This window comes from Amycolatopsis sp. CA-126428 (genome assembly GCF_002904335.1).
Classification (GTDB): domain Bacteria; phylum Actinomycetota; class Actinomycetes; order Mycobacteriales; family Pseudonocardiaceae; genus Amycolatopsis.
Window position 1 is genome coordinate 17,739 of record NZ_PPHF01000069.1, and the last position, 17,147, is coordinate 34,885.

A 17,147-nucleotide genomic window follows, 5' to 3' on the forward strand; every position below is an offset into this window, starting at 1 on the left:
GTGGGACTTCAGTCACGGGCAACCAAGTACGTTTTTGTCACCGGAGGCGTTGCCTCCTCTCTGGGCAAGGGACTCACGGCTTCCAGCCTGGGTCAGCTCCTTACCGCACGCGGGCTTCGCGTCACGATGCAGAAGCTCGACCCCTATCTCAACGTCGACCCCGGGACGATGAACCCGTTCCAGCACGGTGAGGTGTTCGTCACCGACGACGGCGCCGAGACCGACCTCGACATCGGTCACTACGAGCGGTTCCTCGACCGCGATCTCGACGGCAAGGCCAACGTCACCACCGGCCAGGTCTACTCCGAGGTGATCGCCAAGGAGCGCCGCGGCGAGTACCTCGGCGACACCGTGCAGGTCATCCCGCACATCACCGACGAGATCAAGGCCCGGATCACCGCGGCCGCCGAGCCGGACGAGAACGGCCAGTCGCCGGACGTCGTCATCACCGAGGTCGGCGGCACGGTCGGCGACATCGAGTCGCTGCCGTTCCTGGAGGCCTGCCGCCAGGTCCGCCACGACGTCGGCCGGGACCACTGCTTCTTCCTGCACGTCTCGCTGGTGCCGTACCTGGCGCCGTCGGGCGAGCTCAAGACGAAGCCGACCCAGCACTCGGTCGCCGCGCTGCGCAACATCGGCATCCAGCCCGACGCGCTGGTCTGCCGGGCCGACCGGGAGATCCCCGAGGACCTCAAGCGCAAGATCGGCCTGATGTGCGACGTCGACACCGAGGCCGTCATCGCCTGCCCGGACGCGCGGTCGATCTACGACATCCCGAAGGTGCTGCACGGCGAGGCGCTCGACGCCTACGTCGTCCGCCGCCTCGGGCTGCCGTTCCGCGACGTCGACTGGACGGTGTGGGGCGACCTGCTCGACCGGGTGCACAACCCCAGCGAGATCGTGCGGATCGCGGTCGTCGGCAAGTACATCGACCTGCCGGACGCCTACCTGTCGGTCACCGAGGCCCTGCGCGCGGGCGGGTTCGCCCACCGCGCCAAGGTCGAGATCGTCTGGGTCGCCTCCGACGACGCGCAGACCGCGTCCGGGGCCGCGTCCGTGCTGTCCGATGTGGACGGTGTGCTGATCCCGGGCGGGTTCGGCATCCGCGGCATCGAGGGCAAGGTGGGCGCGATCGAGTACGCGCGCACCCGCGGCGTGCCGCTGCTCGGCCTGTGCCTCGGCCTGCAGTGCATGGTCATCGAGGCCGCCCGGCACCTGGCCGGCATCGAGGACGCCGGCTCGTCGGAGTTCGACGAGAACACCAAGCACCCGGTGATCTCGACCATGGCCGACCAGCGCGACGTCGTCGCGGGGGAACGGGACATGGGCGGCACCATGCGGCTCGGCGCCTACCCGGCGAAGCTCAAGGCGGGTTCGCAGGTCGCGAAGGCCTACGGCACCACCGAGGTCTCCGAGCGGCACCGGCACCGCTACGAGGTGAACAACGCCTACCGCAAGCAGCTCGCGGACGCGGGCCTGGTGTTCTCCGGCACGTCGCCGGACGACCGCCTGGTCGAGTTCGTCGAGCTGCCCGCCGCGGTGCACCCGTTCTTCGTCGGCACCCAGGCGCACCCCGAGCTCAAGAGCCGCCCGACCCGGCCGCACCCGCTGTTCAGCGCGTTCGTCAAGGCCGTGGTGGACCGCAAGGTCGCCGAGCGGCTGCCGGTCGAGCTGCCCGAAGCCCCGGTGGCGGCCCGATGACCGCCCCGGGCGAGCACGAGTTCAGCGTCGCGGCCAGCCGGGACGTCCACATCGGACGCGTCGTCGGCCTGCGCGTCGACGACGTCGTGATGCCGGGCGGGGACACCGCGGTCCGCGAGGTGATCGAGCACCTCGGCGCGGTGGCGATCGTCGCGCTGGACGAGGACGAGCAGGTCACGCTCATCCACCAGTACCGGCACCCGATCGGGCACCGGCTGTGGGAGCTGCCCGCGGGCCTGATCGACCACCTCGGCGAGGACCCGGTCGGCACGGCCAAGCGCGAGCTGGTCGAGGAGGTCGGCCTGGCCGCGTCGGACTGGGTGACCCTGGTCGACGTCGCGGCGTCGCCGGGCTTCACCGACGAGGTCGTGCGGGTGTTCCTGGCCCGTGGGCTGTCCGATGTGGACCGCGAGGTGCTCGGCGAGGAGGAGGCGGACCTGGTCATCCGCAAGTTCCCGCTCGCCGAGGCGGTCCGGATGGCCCTGGCGGGCGAGCTGCTCAACGGCGCCACCGTCTCCGGCGTGCTGGCCACCCACGCGGTGCTCACCGGCGTGGCTCCGGCCCGCCCGGCGGACGCCCCGTGGGAGGACCGCCCGACGGCGTTCGCCAAGCGCAAGCAAGCCTGACGTCGCGGATGACTCATTCGGGACCTCCCGCGTCCCGAATGAGTCATTCGCGGCCCGTCAGGGGCGGAGCTGGCGGCCTTCTGCGTCGGTGCCGCCGTTGACCAGGAGCATGATGCCGTCGATGATCGGCCAGAACACGCCGACGCCGGTGCAGAAGGTGGCGAAGAGCTGGGCGATGCCCAGGCCGGTCTGGCCGGTGTAGAACCGGCCGACGCCGAAGGGCAGCACGATCTGCAGCACCCCGGCCACCGTCTTCGACCGGGGCGAGTACACCACCGGTGGCGGCCCGTACGGCATCGCCACGGGCATCGAGGGCGGCGCGTACACCTGCTGCGTCGGCATCGGCATGGGGCCCGGCGGCGGCCCGAAGAAGCCCGGGTGCGGGTGCGGCAGATCGCGGAACAGCGGCCGCAGTTCGCCCAGCGTCGTCGCCGCGTAGGCGTCGGTCACCCGCGTCTCGTACTCGTCCGGGGTGATGCGGCCCATGCCGAAGTGATCGGCGAGCAACCTCGCCGACTCCTCGCGCTCGGCCGTGCCGATGCGCAGCTCCTCCGACCCCATGGATCCCAAGGTAACCGAACGGGGTTTCTGCCGGGTCACGACCGCGGGGCGGCCTAAGGTGACGGCGTGGTAGCCGCGGGCAGCACCGACGGCGTGATCGCCGCGTACCTCGACCACCTGGTCGTCGAACGCGGGACCGCGCGCAACACCCTGGACAGCTACGCCCGCGACCTGCGCCGGTACGCCGCGCACCTGGACGGCCTGGGCGTCGCGAAGATCGCCGACGTCACGTCCGCGCACGTCACGGCCTTCGGTGCCGCCCTGCGCGAGGGCGACGACGAGCACCAGCCCCTGGCCGCGTCGTCGGCCGCCCGCGCCCTGGTCGCCGTGCGGGGCCTGCACAAGTTCGCGCACGCCGAGGGCCTCACCGAGCACAACCCGGCCCGCGAAGTCCGGCCGCCGACGCCGGCGAAGCGGCTGCCCAAGGCGCTGCCGGTCGACGACGTGCTGCGGCTGCTCGAGACCCCGCCGCCCGACGGCGAGCGCCCGCTGCGGGACCGGGCGCTGCTGGAGCTGCTCTACTCCACCGGGGCGCGGATCTCCGAGGCGGTCGGCCTGGACGTCGACGACGTCGACGACACCGAGCGCACCGTGCTGCTCGACGGCAAGGGCGGCAAGCAGCGGCTGGTGCCGATCGGCCGCCCGGCGCTCGCCGCGCTGAGCGCCTACACGGTCCGCGCGCGGCCGGCGCTCGCCGCCCACGGCCGGGGCACGGCGGCGCTGTTCCTCAACGCCCGCGGCAGCCGGCTGTCGCGGCAGAGCGCGTGGCAGGTCCTCAAGGACACCGCCGGGCGCGCGGGCATCACCGCCGTCGTGTCGCCGCACACCCTCCGCCACTCCTTCGCCACGCACCTGCTCGAAGGCGGCGCCGATGTCCGGGTCGTCCAAGAACTCCTCGGCCACGCGTCGGTGACGACGACCCAGGTGTACACGCTGGTCACGGTCAACACCTTGCGTGAGGTCTACGCGACGGCGCACCCGCGGGCACTGGGCTAGACGGCCCTATATCCATCCATGCCCCCGCCACCACCCTCAACGGAGGCGCTGCGCGCCGCTGTGTTTTCCCCGAACAGCCTTCTCAGCCTGCACCGACGGTCGAGTGACATTGACCCGTCGAGTCCGGCGCGTTGCTTTGCCGGGGCTCCGACTCCGGACATAGGCTGCGGCGACGCTGACGAACAAGGAGCTTTCGCGCCATGTCGACACCGAACCAGCCGGCCGTACCGGCCGAGTCCGCCGGGTCGGCGGCGGCGAACCTCAGCCAGGTCACCATCGCCACGCCCGCGATCCACGACGGCGACGAGCAGCCGGAGCGCAACGGCAAGAAGGTGAAGCTCGAGGGCATCGGCCCGACCGGCCGCCCGATCCGCGAGCACCCCGATCCGGCGCCGCTCGACAAGCACGGCCCGGCCAAGATCATGGCGATGTGCAACCAGAAGGGCGGCGTCGGCAAGACGACGTCGACCATCAACCTGGGTGCCGCCCTCGCCGAGTACGGCCGCAAGGTGCTGCTCGTCGACTTCGACCCGCAGGGCGCGCTCGCCGTCGGCCTCGGCATCCAGCCGCACGAGCTGGACCAGACGGTCTACAACGCCATCATGGAGCGCTCGGTCAGTGCCACCGACGTGCTGATGAAAACCCGCGTCGACGGCGTTGACCTGCTGCCGAGCAACATCGACCTGTCCGCGGCGGAGGTCCAGCTCGTCGCGGAGGTAGGGCGCGAGCACACGTTGTTACGGGTCCTGCGTCCGGTCATGAACGACTACGACTATGTTCTTGTCGACTGCCAGCCCTCGCTCGGCTTGCTCACGGTGAACGCGCTGACCGCCGCGGACGGCGTGATCATCCCGCTGGAGTGCGAGTTCTTCAGTCTGCGAGGCGTCGCCCTCCTGATCGACACCATCGAGAAGGTCCAGGAACGCCTCAACCCCAAACTGGACATAGTCGGGATTCTCGCCACCATGTACGACCCGAGAACCCTGCATTCGAAGGAGGTCATGGCTCGCGTGGTGGAGGCATTCGGCGAGACCGTGTTCGACACGGTCATCAACCGCACGGTGCGGTTCCCCGAGACGACGGTCGCGGGTGAGCCGATCACGACCTGGGCGCCCAAGTCGGCCGGCGCGGCGGCGTACCGCCAACTGGCCCGCGAGGTGATCGCTCGGTGAGCAGGCGCGCTTCCCTGCCCGGAGCGTCGGAACTCTTCAGGATTACGACCAGCACCGCCAGCCCCGCCCTCGATCTCCCTCCCCAGGCGCCGCCCGAGCCCGTCGAGAAGCCCCAGCCGAAGCCCGCGGGCAACGGCCGGCCCGACCAGCTCGCGCGCAGCGCGGCCCCGCACGGCTCGGGCCGGACCAAGCACGACGCGAAGATCACCGTGTACGTCTCCGGCGACGAGCTCGTCGCCATGGAGCAGGCCCGGCTGACGCTGCGCGCGAAGCACGACCTGGTCGTCGACCGCGGCCGGCTGGTGCGTGAGGCCGTGGCGGTGCTGCTGGCCGACTTCGACCAGAACGGCGAAGAGTCGGTGCTGGTGCAGCGGCTGCGGGTGGTCGGCTCAGACGGCGGCGAAACCGAGGACTGATGGACGAGCCGGCACCGGCTCCGGAGGTCCCCGAAGAGCACCAGACAGTGCACGGCGGGATGATCCCCGAAGGCGTCAACACCGAAGAACTGAGCACGTCGAAGTTCAAGGTGCGGCTGGCCAACTTCGAAGGACCGTTCGACCTGCTGCTGCAGCTGATCTCGCAGCACCAGCTCGACGTCACCGAAGTGGCGTTGCACCGGGTCACCGACGACTTCATCGCGTACACGCGCGCGCTGGGGACCGACTGGAACCTCGACGAGACCACGGAGTTCCTGGTCATCGCGGCGACCCTGCTCGACCTCAAGGCCGCGCGGCTGCTGCCGTCGGCCGAGGTGGAGAACGAGGACGACCTCGCCCTGCTCGAGGCCCGTGACCTGCTGTTCGCGCGGATCCTGCAGTACCGCGCGTACAAGCAGGTGGCGGCGCTGTTCGGCGAGCTGGAACAGAACGCGCTGCGGCGCTACCCGCGGTCGGTGGCGCTGGAGGAGCGGTTCATCGGGCTGCTGCCCGAGGTGATGCTGGGCGTGACGCCGCAGAAGTTCGCCGACATCGCGGTGGCGGTGTTCCGGCCGAAGCCGCCGCCGACGGTGTCGATCGCCCACATCCACATGGGCCGCATTTCGGTCCGCGAGCACGCGGCGATCCTGCGGGTGATGCTGGCCGAACGCGGCCAGGCGACGTTCGGCGAGCTGGTCGACGACTGCGAGCACACGGTGGAGATCGTGGCGCGCTTCCTGGCGCTGCTGGAGCTGTACCGCGAGGCGACGGTGCAGTTCGAGCAGAGCGAGGCACTGGCCGAGCTGCACGTCCGCTGGACGGGCGGCTCGAAGGAAGAAGCCTCCGCGGCGGCCGAGCTGGACCGCACCGCCGGAGACGAAGAGGAGTACGGGTGAGCCCGGAGAACAACGAGCAGGTTTCCCCGCCCGAGCCGCCGCCGGGCGAGCCCGCGGAGGCCGCGGCGGAGCTGGCCCTGGACGAGGCCCTCTCCGGCGAGCCGGTGACCGAGGACGGCGACCCGGTGGAGCCGCTGGTCGAGGTCGAGGCTGCCGCCGAGCCGGATGCACCCGCTCAGTCTGAAGCTGCTGCTGGGCTGGGCGAGGATGCGCCGGCTGAGCCTGAAGCCGCTGCTGGGCTGAGCGAGGATGCGCCTGCCGAGGCTGAAGCCGCTGCCGACCCGGCGGAGCCTGCCGAGGAGGCCGCCGCTGAGCCGGAGGAGCCTGTCGCGGAAGCCGCGGCCGGGCCCGCCGAAGCGGCCGGGCCCGAGTCCGGCCTGGTCGCTGCCGGGGATGCCGACTCCATGCCCGACGTCACCTCCGACGAGGCCCTCGAAGCCGCCCTCGAAGCGCTGCTCCTCATCGTCGACTCGCCCGCCGGGGAAGAACTCCTGGCCGACACCCTCGGCCAGCCCAAGTCGCGGATCGTCGTCGCGCTGCGGACCATGGCGCAGAAGTTCACCGACCGGGCGTCCGGGATCGACCTGCGGCGAGTCGGCGAAGGGTGGCGGTTCTACACTAGGGACGTCTATGCCCCGTTCGTGGAGAAGCTCCTGCTGGACGGCCAGCGGTCGAAGCTGACCCGGGCCGCGCTGGAGAGCCTCGCCGTGATCGCGTACCGGCAGCCGGTGACCCGCGCCAGGGTCGCCGCGGTGCGCGGCGTGAACGTGGACGGCGTGATCCGGACGCTGCTCGCGCGCGGCCTCATCGAAGAGATGGGGACCGATCCCGAGACGACCGGCACGCTGTACGTGACGACCGAGCTGTTCCTGGAGCGACTGGGGCTGTCGTCACTGAACGACTTGCCCGCCATCGCTCCGTTGCTACCCGAAGTGGACACCATCGATGACATCCAGTGAACACCCCGACGGCGTCCGGCTGCAGAAGGTGCTGTCGCAGGCCGGGGTCGCCTCCCGGCGCGCGGCGGAGGACCTGATCGTCGCCGGCCGGGTCGAGGTGGACGGCGAGGTCGTCACCGAGCTGGGCCGCCGCGTCGATCCGGATGCCGCGATCATCCACGTCGACGGCACCCGCGTGAACCTGCGCGACGACCTGATCTACCTCGCCCTGAACAAGCCCAAGGGCGTGCACTCGACGATGTCGGACGACCGGGGCCGCCCGTGCGTCGGCGACTACCTGCGCGGCCGCTACGAGGAGACGCCCGGCGTCGTGCACGTCGGCCGGCTCGACGAGAACACCGAGGGCCTGCTGCTGCTGACCAACGACGGCGACCTCGGCCACCGGCTGATGCACCCGTCGTACCGGGTGCTCAAGACCTACCTCGCCGAGGTCGACGGCCTCGTCCCCCGCGGGCTCGGCAAGGAGCTGCGCAAGGGCTGGGAGCTGCCGGACGGCATCGTCAAGGTCGACCAGTTCCGCGTCAAGGACATGCACTCCGGCAAGTCACTGGTGGAGCTGGTGATCCACGAGGGCAAGAAGCACATCGTGCGCCGCCTGCTCAAGGACACCGGCCACCCGGTGCTCAAGCTGGTCCGCACCGCGGTCGGCGACGTCCAGCTCGGCAACCAGCGCGTCGGCTCGATCCGGCGGCTGACGAAGGGCGAGGTCGGCGCGCTCTACCGCAACGTCGAGCTCTGACGCACGGCAGTGACGAAGCCGTCGGCGGTCGCGGTGCCGTCCGCCGGGCGGCCGTAGCTCTGTGCGGCCTCGGCACGCGTGACCGTCGACGCCTGCCAGCCGTGGGCGGTCAGCCACTCCGCCACGGTGGTGCGCAGGCCGCCGCGCCAGAGGCCGGTGACGTGTTCGGCGCCTTCGGCCGCCCGGGCGCGCGCGATCAGGCCGTCCGGCGCGTCGGCCGCCCGGTGCTCGCACGACAGCCGGCTGCCCGGCGCCGACAGCTCGCCGACGGTGGTCAGGAGCCGGTCGGCGTCCTCGTGCGAGAGGTAGATCAGCAGCCCCTCGATCAGCCATGCCGTCGGCACGCCCGGATCGAAGCCCGCCTCGCGCAGCGCCGTCGCCCAGTCTTCGCGCAGGTCCGTGCGCACGACGATCCGTTCGCACGTCGGTGACGCGCCTCGGCCGGCCAGGACTTCGTCCTTGAACTCCAGGACCTCCGGCAGGTCGACCTCGAACACACGGGTCCCGGGCGGCCAGGCCAGCCGGAACGCCCGCGCGTCCAGCCCGGCGGCGAGCAGGATCACCTGCGCGCAGCCGGCGTCGAGCAGGTAATCGTCGTAGAACCGGGTGCGGGTCACGATCTGCGGGTACATCAGCGCGCCCAGGCCGGCCTGGGCCGAGTCGCGCCCGCTGCCGGGCAGCGCCGAACGGCCGGCCTCGGCGAACGCGGCCGCGTACGGGTCGTCGAACAGCCGGTCCGGCCGGCTGCTTTCGTAGGCGCGCAGGGCGGCGACACCGACGGCGGTGCGGCTCACCGGGGGCAAGGACTCGGTCACGATTTCCAACGTACGCCCGACTTTCCGCCGTAGCAGGCTGCGGCCCCGGCTCGCTAGCGTGGCCGGTATGCGACTCGGTGTGGTCTGCGGCGTCCTCGCGGTGCTCCTGTCCGGCGCGGTGGCCCCGGCCGCCGCGGCCCCCGCGGGGAGCGAACCGGTCTACGACTACGCGAAGGCGGTCCGCGAAACCGTCTGGGTCGACATCGGCCGCGACGGCGACGGCGACGGCCGCTCGGACCGCGTCGCCGCCGACATCGTCCGGCCGGGTGAAGCAGCGGCGTCACGCGTTCCGGTGATCATGGACGCCAGCCCGTACTACTCGTGCTGCGGGCGCGGCAACGAGAGCGAGCTGAAGTCCTACGACAGCGCCGGGAAACCGGTGAAGTTCCCGCTGTTCTACGACAACTACTTCGTGCCGCGGGGCTACGCCGTGGTGCTGGTCGACCTGGCCGGGACGAACCGGTCGGCCGGCTGCACGGACGTCGGCGGCGCCTCGGACGTCGACTCGGCCCGCAAGGTCGTCGACTGGCTGAACGGCCGCGCGACCGGCTACACCGCCAAGACCGGCGGCAGCGCGGTGACCGCGGGCTGGAGCACCGGGAACGTCGGGATGATCGGCAAGTCCTACGACGGCACCATCGCCAACGGCGTCGCGGCGACCGGCGTCGCCGGGCTGAAGACCATCGTCCCGATTTCGGCCATCAGTTCCTGGTACGACTACTACCGCTCCGACGGCGCGACGTTCGGCTTCAACCCGGACGGGCTGGCCCAGACGGTCGAAGCGCGCAACAGCGGGCAGGACTGCGCGGCGCAGAACCAGCTCCTCCGGCAGGGCGCGACGGCGAACGGCGACTACGGGCCGCTGTGGGCGGCGCGGGACTACGTCACGAACGCGCGGAACGTGCGCGCCAGCGTGCTGCTGTCCCACGGCGTCAACGACCTCAACGTCAAGACCATCCACTTCGGACAGTGGTGGGCCGGGCTGAACGTGGAGAAGAAGATCTGGCTGTCGCAGACCGGGCACGTCGACCCGTTCGACTACCGGCGCGCGGACTGGGTCGACCTGCTGCACCGGTGGTTCGACCACTACCTGCTCGGCATCGACAACGGCGTCCAGAACGGGCCGGGGGCCAGCGTCGAGCGGCAGCCGGACCAGTGGGCGGACCAGAGCGCGTACCCGGCGGCCGGTGCGGTGGCGACGACCCTGCGGCCGCACGCTTCCGGTTCGCTCGGCACGGGAGCGGCGTCCGGCACGGCGTCGTTCACCGACAACCCGGGCGTCGGCGAGGACACCTGGGTGACCAATCCGGGCAGTGCCGCGCTGACCTACTCGACCGGGACGCTCGCGTCCGACCTGCAGGTCTCGGGAACTACGTCGGTGACCGTGACGGCGACGCCGAGCACGTCGTCGGCGCGGCTGTCGGCCCTGCTCGTGGACCTCGGCCCGGCGACGATCCGCAACTTCGCGGGCAGCGGCGAGGGGATCAAGACGGGGACGTCGGAGACCTGCTGGGGCTCGTCGACGTCCGGGGACGACGCTTGCTACCGCGTGGCGACGGCGGACGTGAAGAAGGTGAGCTACACGATCCTCAGCCGCGGCTGGGCGGACCTGGCGAACTACGCGTCCCTGTCCCAGGAACGACCGCTGACGCCGGGAACGGCGTACACGATGACGTTCCGGCTGGCGTCGACGGACCACATCGTGCCCCGCGGCCACGCACTGGCGCTGATCATCGGCGGCACGGACGGCAGCTTCATCCGCGGCCCCGCCCAGCCGGGCCGGGTGACGCTGGACCTGGCGAAGACCTCGGCCTCGGTGCCCCTGCTGGGCATCCCGCCGGCCGCGACGACTCACCCGGTCGTCACCGGCGGCGAACACGTACCGTCGGCGGAACGGGTGGACTTGCGCTGACCGGTTGCCCCGGAAGGCCGATCCCGCCCGCAAAATCCGGTGCTAGGCTCGAATTTCCCTTGCCGCGCAACAAGGAGCCGCCATGCCGGACCGGACGAAATCGAAGGCCGCGTGGGCGGCCGCCGCCGTCGTGACGGCGGCCGGCGTGCTGTCGCTGGCTCCCGCGACACCCGCTTCGGCGGCGACCACGACGTCCTGTGCGTCGGCGTACTCGATCGGCCCTCCCGGCTGGCACCTCCCTTCGCCCACGATCCACCTGGGGACGTCGTGCACGGGGTTCTCCGACGCAGGTTCGCCGTACGTCTTCAAGATCGCCGTTTTCAACGCCATCTCGACTCAGCAGCCGTACAACACTTACCTCCACAACATCACGGAGACGTGCACCGCGTACTCCTACAGCGGGACGGATCTGGTCGCGACGGGCTGCACCTTCAGCGCCTGATCCGGCGCCGGCCGGGAGCACTCAGCCGGCCTCGGCCGGCGAGGTTTTCGGGGCCGTTTTCCGTTGCAGGGCGCGGGCGATCGGCTCGACGACCCGGGCGGCCGTCGGGCCGAGGATCGCCATCAGCAGCACGTACGCCGTGGCCAAGGCCGCCAGTTCGCCGGTGACCGCGCCCGCCGCCACCGCCAGGCCGGCGATGACGATCGAGAACTCGCCCCTCGCGACCAGGGCCGCGCCGGCCCGCGCGCGCCCCATCTTCCCGATGCCCTGGCGGCGCGCCGCCCACCAGCCGGTGCCGACCTTCGTCAGCGTCGTCACCACCGCCAGCACGATCGCCCAGCCGAGCACCGGCGGGATCGACGCCGGGTTCGTGTTGAGCCCGAAGACCACGAAGAACACCGCGGCGAACAGGTCGCGCAGGGGTTCCAGCATGCGCGTCGCGTTCTCCGCCGTGGAGCCGGAGATCGCGATGCCGAGCAGGAACGCCCCGACCGCCGCCGACACCTGCATCGCCGACGCCAGCCCGGCCACCAGCAGCGCCGCGCCGAGGACCTTGAGGAGGAACACCTCGCGGTCCGGGCTGTCGACGGCCGCCGAGACGTACCGGCCGAACTTGAGCGCCACGACCAGCACCACGGTGATCACCAGCAGCGAGATGCCGACGGCCTCCAAGCCGCCGAGCAGGGAGACGCCGCCCAGCACCGCGGTGAGGATCGGCAGGTAGAGCGCCATCGCGAGGTCCTCGAACACGAGGATCGAGAGCACCACCGGCGTCTCGCGGTTGCCGAGCCGGCCGAGGTCGCCGAGCACCTTGGCGACGATCCCGGACGACGAGATGTACGTGACGCCCGCCATCACCATCGCGCCGACCGGGCCCCAGCCCAGCAGCAGCGCGACGGCCGCGCCGGGGGCGGCGTTGAGGACGATGTCGAGCAGGCCCGCCGTCCACGAGCGGCGCAGCCCGGTGAACAGCTCGGCCGCGGAGTACTCGAGGCCCAGCAGCAGGAGCAGGAGCACGACGCCGATTTCGCCGGCCAGGTGCGTGAAGCCGCCGATGTCGGTCAGCGGGATGAGCCCGCCTTGCCCGAAGCAGAGGCCGCCGAGCAGGTAGAGCGGGATGGGGGAGAGGCCGATCTTGCCGGCCAGGCGGCCGAGGACGCCCAGCACGAAGAAGACCGCCCCCAGTTCGATCAGGGACAGCGCGGTGTGGTTCATCGCACCGCTCAGCCGTACTTGAGGATCTTGGCGGCGGCTTCGAGGCCTTCGCTCGTGCCGACCGCGACCAGCAGATCGCCCCCGGTGAACGTGAAGTCCGGCGCCGGCGACGGGTGCACCTGGCCGGCCCGCGCCACCGCGACCACCGAAACGCCGGTGCGGGTGCGCATCGCGGTGTCGCCGAGCGTCCGGCCGTCGAACGGGCCGGACGGCTGGATCGGCAGCTGCCGCGTGCTGATCCCCGGCAGGTCCCGGTGCTCCTCCGTCAGCTGGGCGACCAGCTGCGGCGCGCCGAGCAGGTTGGCCAGCGCGCCGGCCTCGTCCGCGGTGAGCGGGATCGAGGCGGCGCAGGCATCGGGATCGTCCGATTCGGACACGATCAGCTCGATGTGGCCGTCCCGCTGGGTGACGACGCCGATGCGGCGGCCGGTACGGGTGGCGAAGTCCTTGCGGACCCCGATGCCGGGCAGGGGAGTTACTTCGACGTTCACCCAACCACCGTAACCCAGGTGTCCGATTCGCGGGATTTCAGCCGAGCAGCAGAAGCAGGCCCGCGACGGCCATCACGGCGGCGGTCCCGCCGTGGACGCCGAAGGCGATGGCCTTCTTCCCGCGGTGGCGCAGGACGATCAGCATGTCGAAGACGGGCCAGAGGGCCGCGACGAGGATGACCCAGCCCAGCGCGCGCGGGTCGCCGTAGATCATCAGGGTCAGCGGGATCAGGCCGGCCCCGATGTCGCGGCCGCCCTTGACGTTCAAGAACGTGTCGGCGTTCTCGGGGACGTCGGTGAAACCGAAGCCGGCGGCGGTCTTCTTCGGGGCGAAGACGTAGTTGAGGCCGACGTAGATGATCCCGAGCGAGACGATCCCGACGAGGACGTAGTCGGTGACGAGCATGGTGTTCCCTCCGGTTTCTAGCGTTGCTAGTATTGCTAGCAACGCTAATCTAGCGGAGCTAGTTTGTCTAGCAGTGCTAGCATGTGACGTATGACCCAACGACAACGGCGTGTGCGCGACCGGACCGAGCGGGGGCAGCGGATCGTCGCCGCGGCCCGGGAGCTCGCCGAGGCGGAGGGCTGGGACGCGGTCACCACCCGGCGGCTCGCGGCCCTGATCGAGTACAGCCAGCCGGTGCTCTACAGCCACTTCCCGGGCGGCAAGGACGCGATCATGGCGGCCGCCGCGCTGGAGGGCTTCGCCGAGCTGGCCGCGGCGCTGACCGGCGCGCGCGACGGCGGTCTCGCCGGGATCGTGGGCGCGTACATCGAGTTCGCCGAGGCGAAACCGGCGCTCTACGACGCGATGTTCACCCTCGCGTCCGAGCTGCGGTTCGCCCAGGACGACACCCCGGAGGTGATGAAGGCGAACTTCGCGGAGCTGCTCGCGGTCATCGAGCCGGTGGCGGGCAACCAGGACGCGGGCATCCTCACCGAGGTGTTCTGGAGCACGCTGCACGGCCTCGTGACGCTGGATCGCGGCCGTCGGCTGTCCCCGGAGAACCGTGACGAGCGCCTCGCGCTGGTGGTGGCGCGCTTCGGCACGCGGGGCGACTGATCTCCTCCGGGGCCCGACCGGCAGAATGGACGCCGAGCCGATCGAGACGAGGACGCGAGGAGAGTGCTGGTGACGGGAGCCCTACGTGGTGTGGTCGCGCTGGACGGCCCGTCGGGGACCGGGAAGACCACCGTCGCCCGCAAGCTCGCCCAGCGCCTCGGGGCCGGCTACCTCGACACCGGCGCGATGTACCGGATGGTCACCCTCGCCGTGCTGCGCGCCGGCGTCGACCCGGCCGATGCGAACGCCGTCGCCGCGCTGGCCGACCGGACCGAGTTCACCATCGGCACCAGCCCCGACCGGCCCGAGATCCGCCTGGCCGGCGCGGACGTCGCCGCCGACATCCGCGGGCCCGAGGTCACCAAGGCCGTCTCGCCCGTGTCCGCCGTGCCGCACGTGCGGGAGCTGCTGGTCGCGCGGCAGCGGCAGATCATCGACGACGTCGTGGCGCACCGCGGCGGGATCGTCGTCGAGGGCCGGGACATCGGCACCGTCGTCGCGCCGGACTCGCCGCTCAAGGTCTTCCTGACCGCCTCGGCCGACGTCCGCGCGTCGCGCCGCAGCACCCAGGACACCGCGGCCGGGCGCCAGTCGTCGGTCGCCGACGCCCGGGCGAGCGTCGAGCGCCGCGACCACCTCGACTCGACCCGCGCCGCCTCGCCGCTGCGCGCGGCCGAGGACGCCGTGCCCGTCGACACCTCCGAGCTGTCGATCGACCAGGTGATCGTCGCTCTCAGTGAGCTGGCCAGCCACCGCGGTCTGCTGGCGGGGTGCAACGCCGAGGTAGTGCGATGACCGCTGACGGACTCCCCCAGGGATCCGTCGGCAGGCTCCACGACGCCGGGCGGGTCTTCGCCCGGTACTATTTGCGCTCGGCCTTCCGCATCCGGGTGCACGGCCGCGAGCGCGTCCCCGCCACCGGGTCGCTGCTCGTGATCGCCAACCACAGCTCCATGGTCGAGCCGCAGCTGATCTTCGGAATGCTTCCGCGGCGTTCGGCGTTCCTGGTCAAGGCCGAGATGTTCGGTGGGATCGTCGGCAAGTTCATGCTGGCGATCGGGCAGATCCCGCTCAAGCGCGGCGAGATCGACCGCAAGCCGCTGCTGACCGCGGTCGGTGTCCTGAAAGGCGGCGGAGTCGTCGGGATCTTCCCCGAGGGCACCCGCGGTACCGGGGACGTCGGCGCGGCCGAACGCGGCGCGGCCTGGCTGGTCCGGGCCTCCGGCGCGACCGTGCTCCCGGTCGCGACGCGGGGCACGCTCAAGCCGGCCGACGGCAGACGACGGTTCCGGCCGCGGGTGGACATCCTCGTGGGCGAGCCGTTCTCGCTGAAGGTCGGTCCCGGGAAGACCGGGCTCGACCAGGGCACCGAAGAGCTGCGCGGTGAGCTCGCGGCGCTCGTGAAGACTTTGGACGACTGGCGTGCCGAACACGGATTCGGTGCGGTATAAGGGAAATTGGGTAGTGATGGCAGTGTATGATCCCGCCTCCGCGGGAAAGAGTACGTCGGCGGAGTTGGACAGCGTCGGCGAAGTCGACGGCACCTGGTCGGAAGAGACCGAGTTCGCCGCGCTCGACGCGCAGATCGAGGCCGCCGAGCTGGCCGAGGAGGCCGCGCTCGCGCAGCCGGTGCTCGCCGTCGTCGGCCGCCCGAACGTGGGCAAGTCGACGCTGGTCAACCGCATCCTCGGCCGGCGCGAAGCCGTCGTGCAGGACGTGCCGGGCGTGACCCGCGACCGCGTCGCCTACGACGCCTACTGGGGTGGCCGCAAGTTCACCCTGGTCGACACGGGCGGCTGGGAACCGGACGCGACCGGGCTGCAGGCCTCCGTCGCCGCCCAGGCCGAGCTGGCCATGCAGACCGCGGACGCGGTCCTGCTGGTCATCGACGCCTCGGTCGGCGCCACGGCCACCGACGAGGCCGTCTCCCGGGTGCTGCGCCGCTCGAAGAAGCCGGTGCTGCTGGCCGCCAACAAGGTCGACGACGACCGCCTGCTCGCGGACACCGCGTCGCTGTGGTCGCTCGGCCTCGGCGAGCCGCACCCGGTCAGCGCGTTGCACGGCCGCAGCTCCGGCGACCTGCTCGACGCCATCCTCAAGGCCCTGCCCGAGTCGCCGCGCGAAGGTGGCGCCGCGACGTCGGGGCCGCGGCGCGTCGCGCTGGTCGGCAAGCCGAACGTCGGCAAGTCGAGCCTGCTCAACAAGCTCTCCGGCGAGGAGCGCTCGGTCGTCGACTCGGTGGCCGGCACCACCGTCGACCCGGTCGACTCGCTGGTCGAGCTGGACGGTGACACCTGGCGGTTCGTCGACACGGCGGGCCTGCGCAAGCGCGTCAACTTCGCCGCCGGCGCCGAGTACTACGCCTCGCTGCGCACCAAGACCGCGATCGACGCGGCCGAGGTCGCGATCGTGCTGCTGGACGCGGCCGAGCCGCTGTCCGAGCAGGACCTGCGGGTGCTGACCATGGTCGTCGAGGCCGGCCGGGCCTGCGTGCTGGCGTTCAACAAGTGGGACCTGGTCGACGAGGACCGCCGCTACGCGATGGTCCGCGAGCTGGACCGCGGCCTGGTCCGGGTGCCGTGGGCGGAGAAGGTCAACATCTCGGCGCTGACCGGCCGTTCGGTGCGCAAGCTGGCGCCGGCGCTGCGCACGGCGCTGGCCTCCTGGGACAAGCGGGTGCCGACCGGCCAGCTCAACGCGTGGCTGTCCGACCTCATCGCGGCCACCCCGCCGCCGGTCCGCTCCGGCAAGCAGCCGAAGGTGCTGTTCGCGACGCAGGCCGGCATCCGGCCGCCGACGCTGGTGCTGTTCACCACCGGCTTCCTCGAGGCGGGCTACCGCCGGTTCATCGAGCGCAAGTTCCGTGAGCAGTTCGGCTTCACCGGCAGCCCCGTCCGGGTGAATGTGCGGGTCCGGGAAAAGAAGGCGAAGCCGAAGGTCGGCGGAAAAGCCGCCCGAACCCGGTGATCACCTGACGTCTTGACCAGCGTGACCCAAAATTGCGACCGGGATCACGCTGGTCAGGGCCTTGATCGTGAGGTCTGACACGCGAGCGTGATCCTGGGGTTATCTTTCGTTCATCTTGCGTTACAGTCGAAGGTCGTTGCGGGCGCCTCAACCAGGAGAGCGAGCCCGGTTGAGGC

19 protein-coding genes are annotated in these 17,147 nt (G+C 71.3%); 14 read left to right on the forward strand and 5 right to left on the reverse strand.

The annotated features are described in order from the left end of the window. Together C2L58_RS17215 and C2L58_RS17220 are read left to right on the forward strand one after the other, a co-directional pair. The gene (locus C2L58_RS17215) at nt 1-1,701 is read left to right on the forward strand and encodes a CTP synthase (protein WP_103338598.1); all 1,701 of its coding nucleotides are present in this window, start codon (nt 1-3) and stop codon (nt 1,699-1,701) included. Continuing rightward, on the forward strand, nt 1,698-2,327 hold the full coding sequence (locus tag C2L58_RS17220) for an NUDIX domain-containing protein (RefSeq protein WP_103338599.1): 630 nt from the start codon (nt 1,698-1,700) through the stop codon (nt 2,325-2,327). The genes C2L58_RS17215 and C2L58_RS17220 overlap by 4 nt, the downstream gene beginning before the upstream one ends. A gap of 57 nt (nt 2,328-2,384) precedes the next feature. Here the strand turns inward: C2L58_RS17220 and C2L58_RS17225 are convergent, their stop codons facing one another. Further along, nucleotides 2,385-2,888 carry a DUF1707 domain-containing protein gene (locus tag C2L58_RS17225; RefSeq protein WP_103338600.1) on the reverse strand — a complete coding sequence of 168 codons (504 nt, stop codon included), beginning with the start codon at nt 2,886-2,888 and terminating at the stop codon, nt 2,385-2,387. A gap of 93 nt (nt 2,889-2,981) precedes the next feature. Between C2L58_RS17225 and xerD the strand changes: the two genes are divergently transcribed. From xerD to C2L58_RS17255, 6 genes are all read left to right on the forward strand, one after another. Next, nucleotides 2,982-3,884, forward strand: coding sequence for a site-specific tyrosine recombinase XerD (xerD, locus tag C2L58_RS17230; RefSeq protein ID WP_103338639.1), 903 nt, complete (start codon nt 2,982-2,984; stop codon nt 3,882-3,884). A gap of 200 nt (nt 3,885-4,084) precedes the next feature. Continuing rightward, nucleotides 4,085-5,056, forward strand: coding sequence for a ParA family protein (locus tag C2L58_RS17235; protein WP_103338601.1), 972 nt, complete (start codon nt 4,085-4,087; stop codon nt 5,054-5,056). Beyond that, a complete protein-coding gene (locus C2L58_RS17240; RefSeq protein ID WP_103338602.1) occupies nt 5,053-5,472 on the forward strand; it encodes a cobyrinic acid a,c-diamide synthase in 420 nt (139 codons plus the stop codon). Before C2L58_RS17235 ends, C2L58_RS17240 begins: the two co-directional genes overlap by 4 nt. Then, nucleotides 5,472-6,368 carry a segregation and condensation protein A gene (locus C2L58_RS17245; RefSeq protein WP_103338603.1) on the forward strand — a complete coding sequence of 299 codons (897 nt, stop codon included), beginning with the start codon at nt 5,472-5,474 and terminating at the stop codon, nt 6,366-6,368. Before C2L58_RS17240 ends, C2L58_RS17245 begins: the two co-directional genes overlap by 1 nt. Further along, nucleotides 6,365-7,327 (forward strand): SMC-Scp complex subunit ScpB, encoded by a 963-nt coding sequence (gene scpB, locus C2L58_RS17250; RefSeq protein ID WP_103338604.1) that lies wholly within the window; start codon nt 6,365-6,367, stop codon nt 7,325-7,327. Before C2L58_RS17245 ends, scpB begins: the two co-directional genes overlap by 4 nt. Beyond that, nucleotides 7,314-8,066 carry a pseudouridine synthase gene (locus C2L58_RS17255; protein WP_103338605.1) on the forward strand — a complete coding sequence of 251 codons (753 nt, stop codon included), beginning with the start codon at nt 7,314-7,316 and terminating at the stop codon, nt 8,064-8,066. The genes scpB and C2L58_RS17255 overlap by 14 nt, the downstream gene beginning before the upstream one ends. On the opposite strand, the gene C2L58_RS17260 is transcribed toward C2L58_RS17255, so the two are convergent. After that, complete coding sequence (locus tag C2L58_RS17260) at nt 8,045-8,881, reverse strand: SAM-dependent methyltransferase (RefSeq protein WP_233225770.1); 837 nt, start codon at nt 8,879-8,881, stop codon at nt 8,045-8,047. The genes C2L58_RS17255 and C2L58_RS17260 overlap by 22 nt on opposite strands. A 67-nt stretch (nt 8,882-8,948) precedes the next feature. Here C2L58_RS17260 and C2L58_RS17265 point away from each other — a divergent pair, with 67 nt between their 5' ends. Beyond that, nucleotides 8,949-10,793: a Xaa-Pro dipeptidyl-peptidase gene (locus C2L58_RS17265; RefSeq protein ID WP_233225771.1), complete on the forward strand. Its 1,845-nt coding sequence runs from the start codon at nt 8,949-8,951 to the stop codon at nt 10,791-10,793. 82 nt (nt 10,794-10,875) lie between these two features. Then, a complete protein-coding gene (locus tag C2L58_RS17270; RefSeq protein WP_103338608.1) occupies nt 10,876-11,235 on the forward strand; it encodes a hypothetical protein in 360 nt (119 codons plus the stop codon). A 21-nt stretch (nt 11,236-11,256) separates the two neighbouring features. On the opposite strand, the gene C2L58_RS17275 is transcribed toward C2L58_RS17270, so the two are convergent. From C2L58_RS17275 to C2L58_RS17285, 3 genes are read right to left on the reverse strand one after another with little or no spacing between them, the layout of a single operon-like run. Further along, on the reverse strand, nt 11,257-12,450 hold the full coding sequence (locus tag C2L58_RS17275; protein ID WP_103338609.1) for a cation:proton antiporter: 1,194 nt from the start codon (nt 12,448-12,450) through the stop codon (nt 11,257-11,259). Between the two features lie 8 nt (nt 12,451-12,458). Then, nucleotides 12,459-12,941, reverse strand: coding sequence for a cation:proton antiporter regulatory subunit (locus C2L58_RS17280; RefSeq protein WP_199191307.1), 483 nt, complete (start codon nt 12,939-12,941; stop codon nt 12,459-12,461). 37 nt (nt 12,942-12,978) lie between these two features. Continuing rightward, nucleotides 12,979-13,347, reverse strand: a complete 369-nt coding sequence (locus C2L58_RS17285) for a DUF4267 domain-containing protein (RefSeq protein ID WP_103338611.1) — start codon at nt 13,345-13,347, stop codon at nt 12,979-12,981. 90 nt (nt 13,348-13,437) lie between these two features. On the opposite strand from C2L58_RS17285, the gene C2L58_RS17290 reads away from it, so the two are divergent. The 4 genes from C2L58_RS17290 (at nt 13,438) to der (ending at nt 16,971) form a co-directional block, all read left to right on the forward strand. Then, a complete protein-coding gene (locus C2L58_RS17290) occupies nt 13,438-14,004 on the forward strand; it encodes a TetR/AcrR family transcriptional regulator (RefSeq protein ID WP_369904206.1) in 567 nt (188 codons plus the stop codon). Between the two features lie 90 nt (nt 14,005-14,094). Continuing rightward, nucleotides 14,095-14,799 (forward strand): (d)CMP kinase, encoded by a 705-nt coding sequence (gene cmk, locus C2L58_RS17295; protein WP_103338613.1) that lies wholly within the window; start codon nt 14,095-14,097, stop codon nt 14,797-14,799. Next, a complete protein-coding gene (locus C2L58_RS17300) occupies nt 14,796-15,455 on the forward strand; it encodes a lysophospholipid acyltransferase family protein (RefSeq protein WP_199191308.1) in 660 nt (219 codons plus the stop codon). Before cmk ends, C2L58_RS17300 begins: the two co-directional genes overlap by 4 nt. Nucleotides 15,456-15,471: 16 nt before the next feature. After that, complete coding sequence (der, locus tag C2L58_RS17305; RefSeq protein ID WP_103338614.1) at nt 15,472-16,971, forward strand: ribosome biogenesis GTPase Der; 1,500 nt, start codon at nt 15,472-15,474, stop codon at nt 16,969-16,971. Nucleotides 16,972-17,147 lie beyond the last annotated feature (176 nt).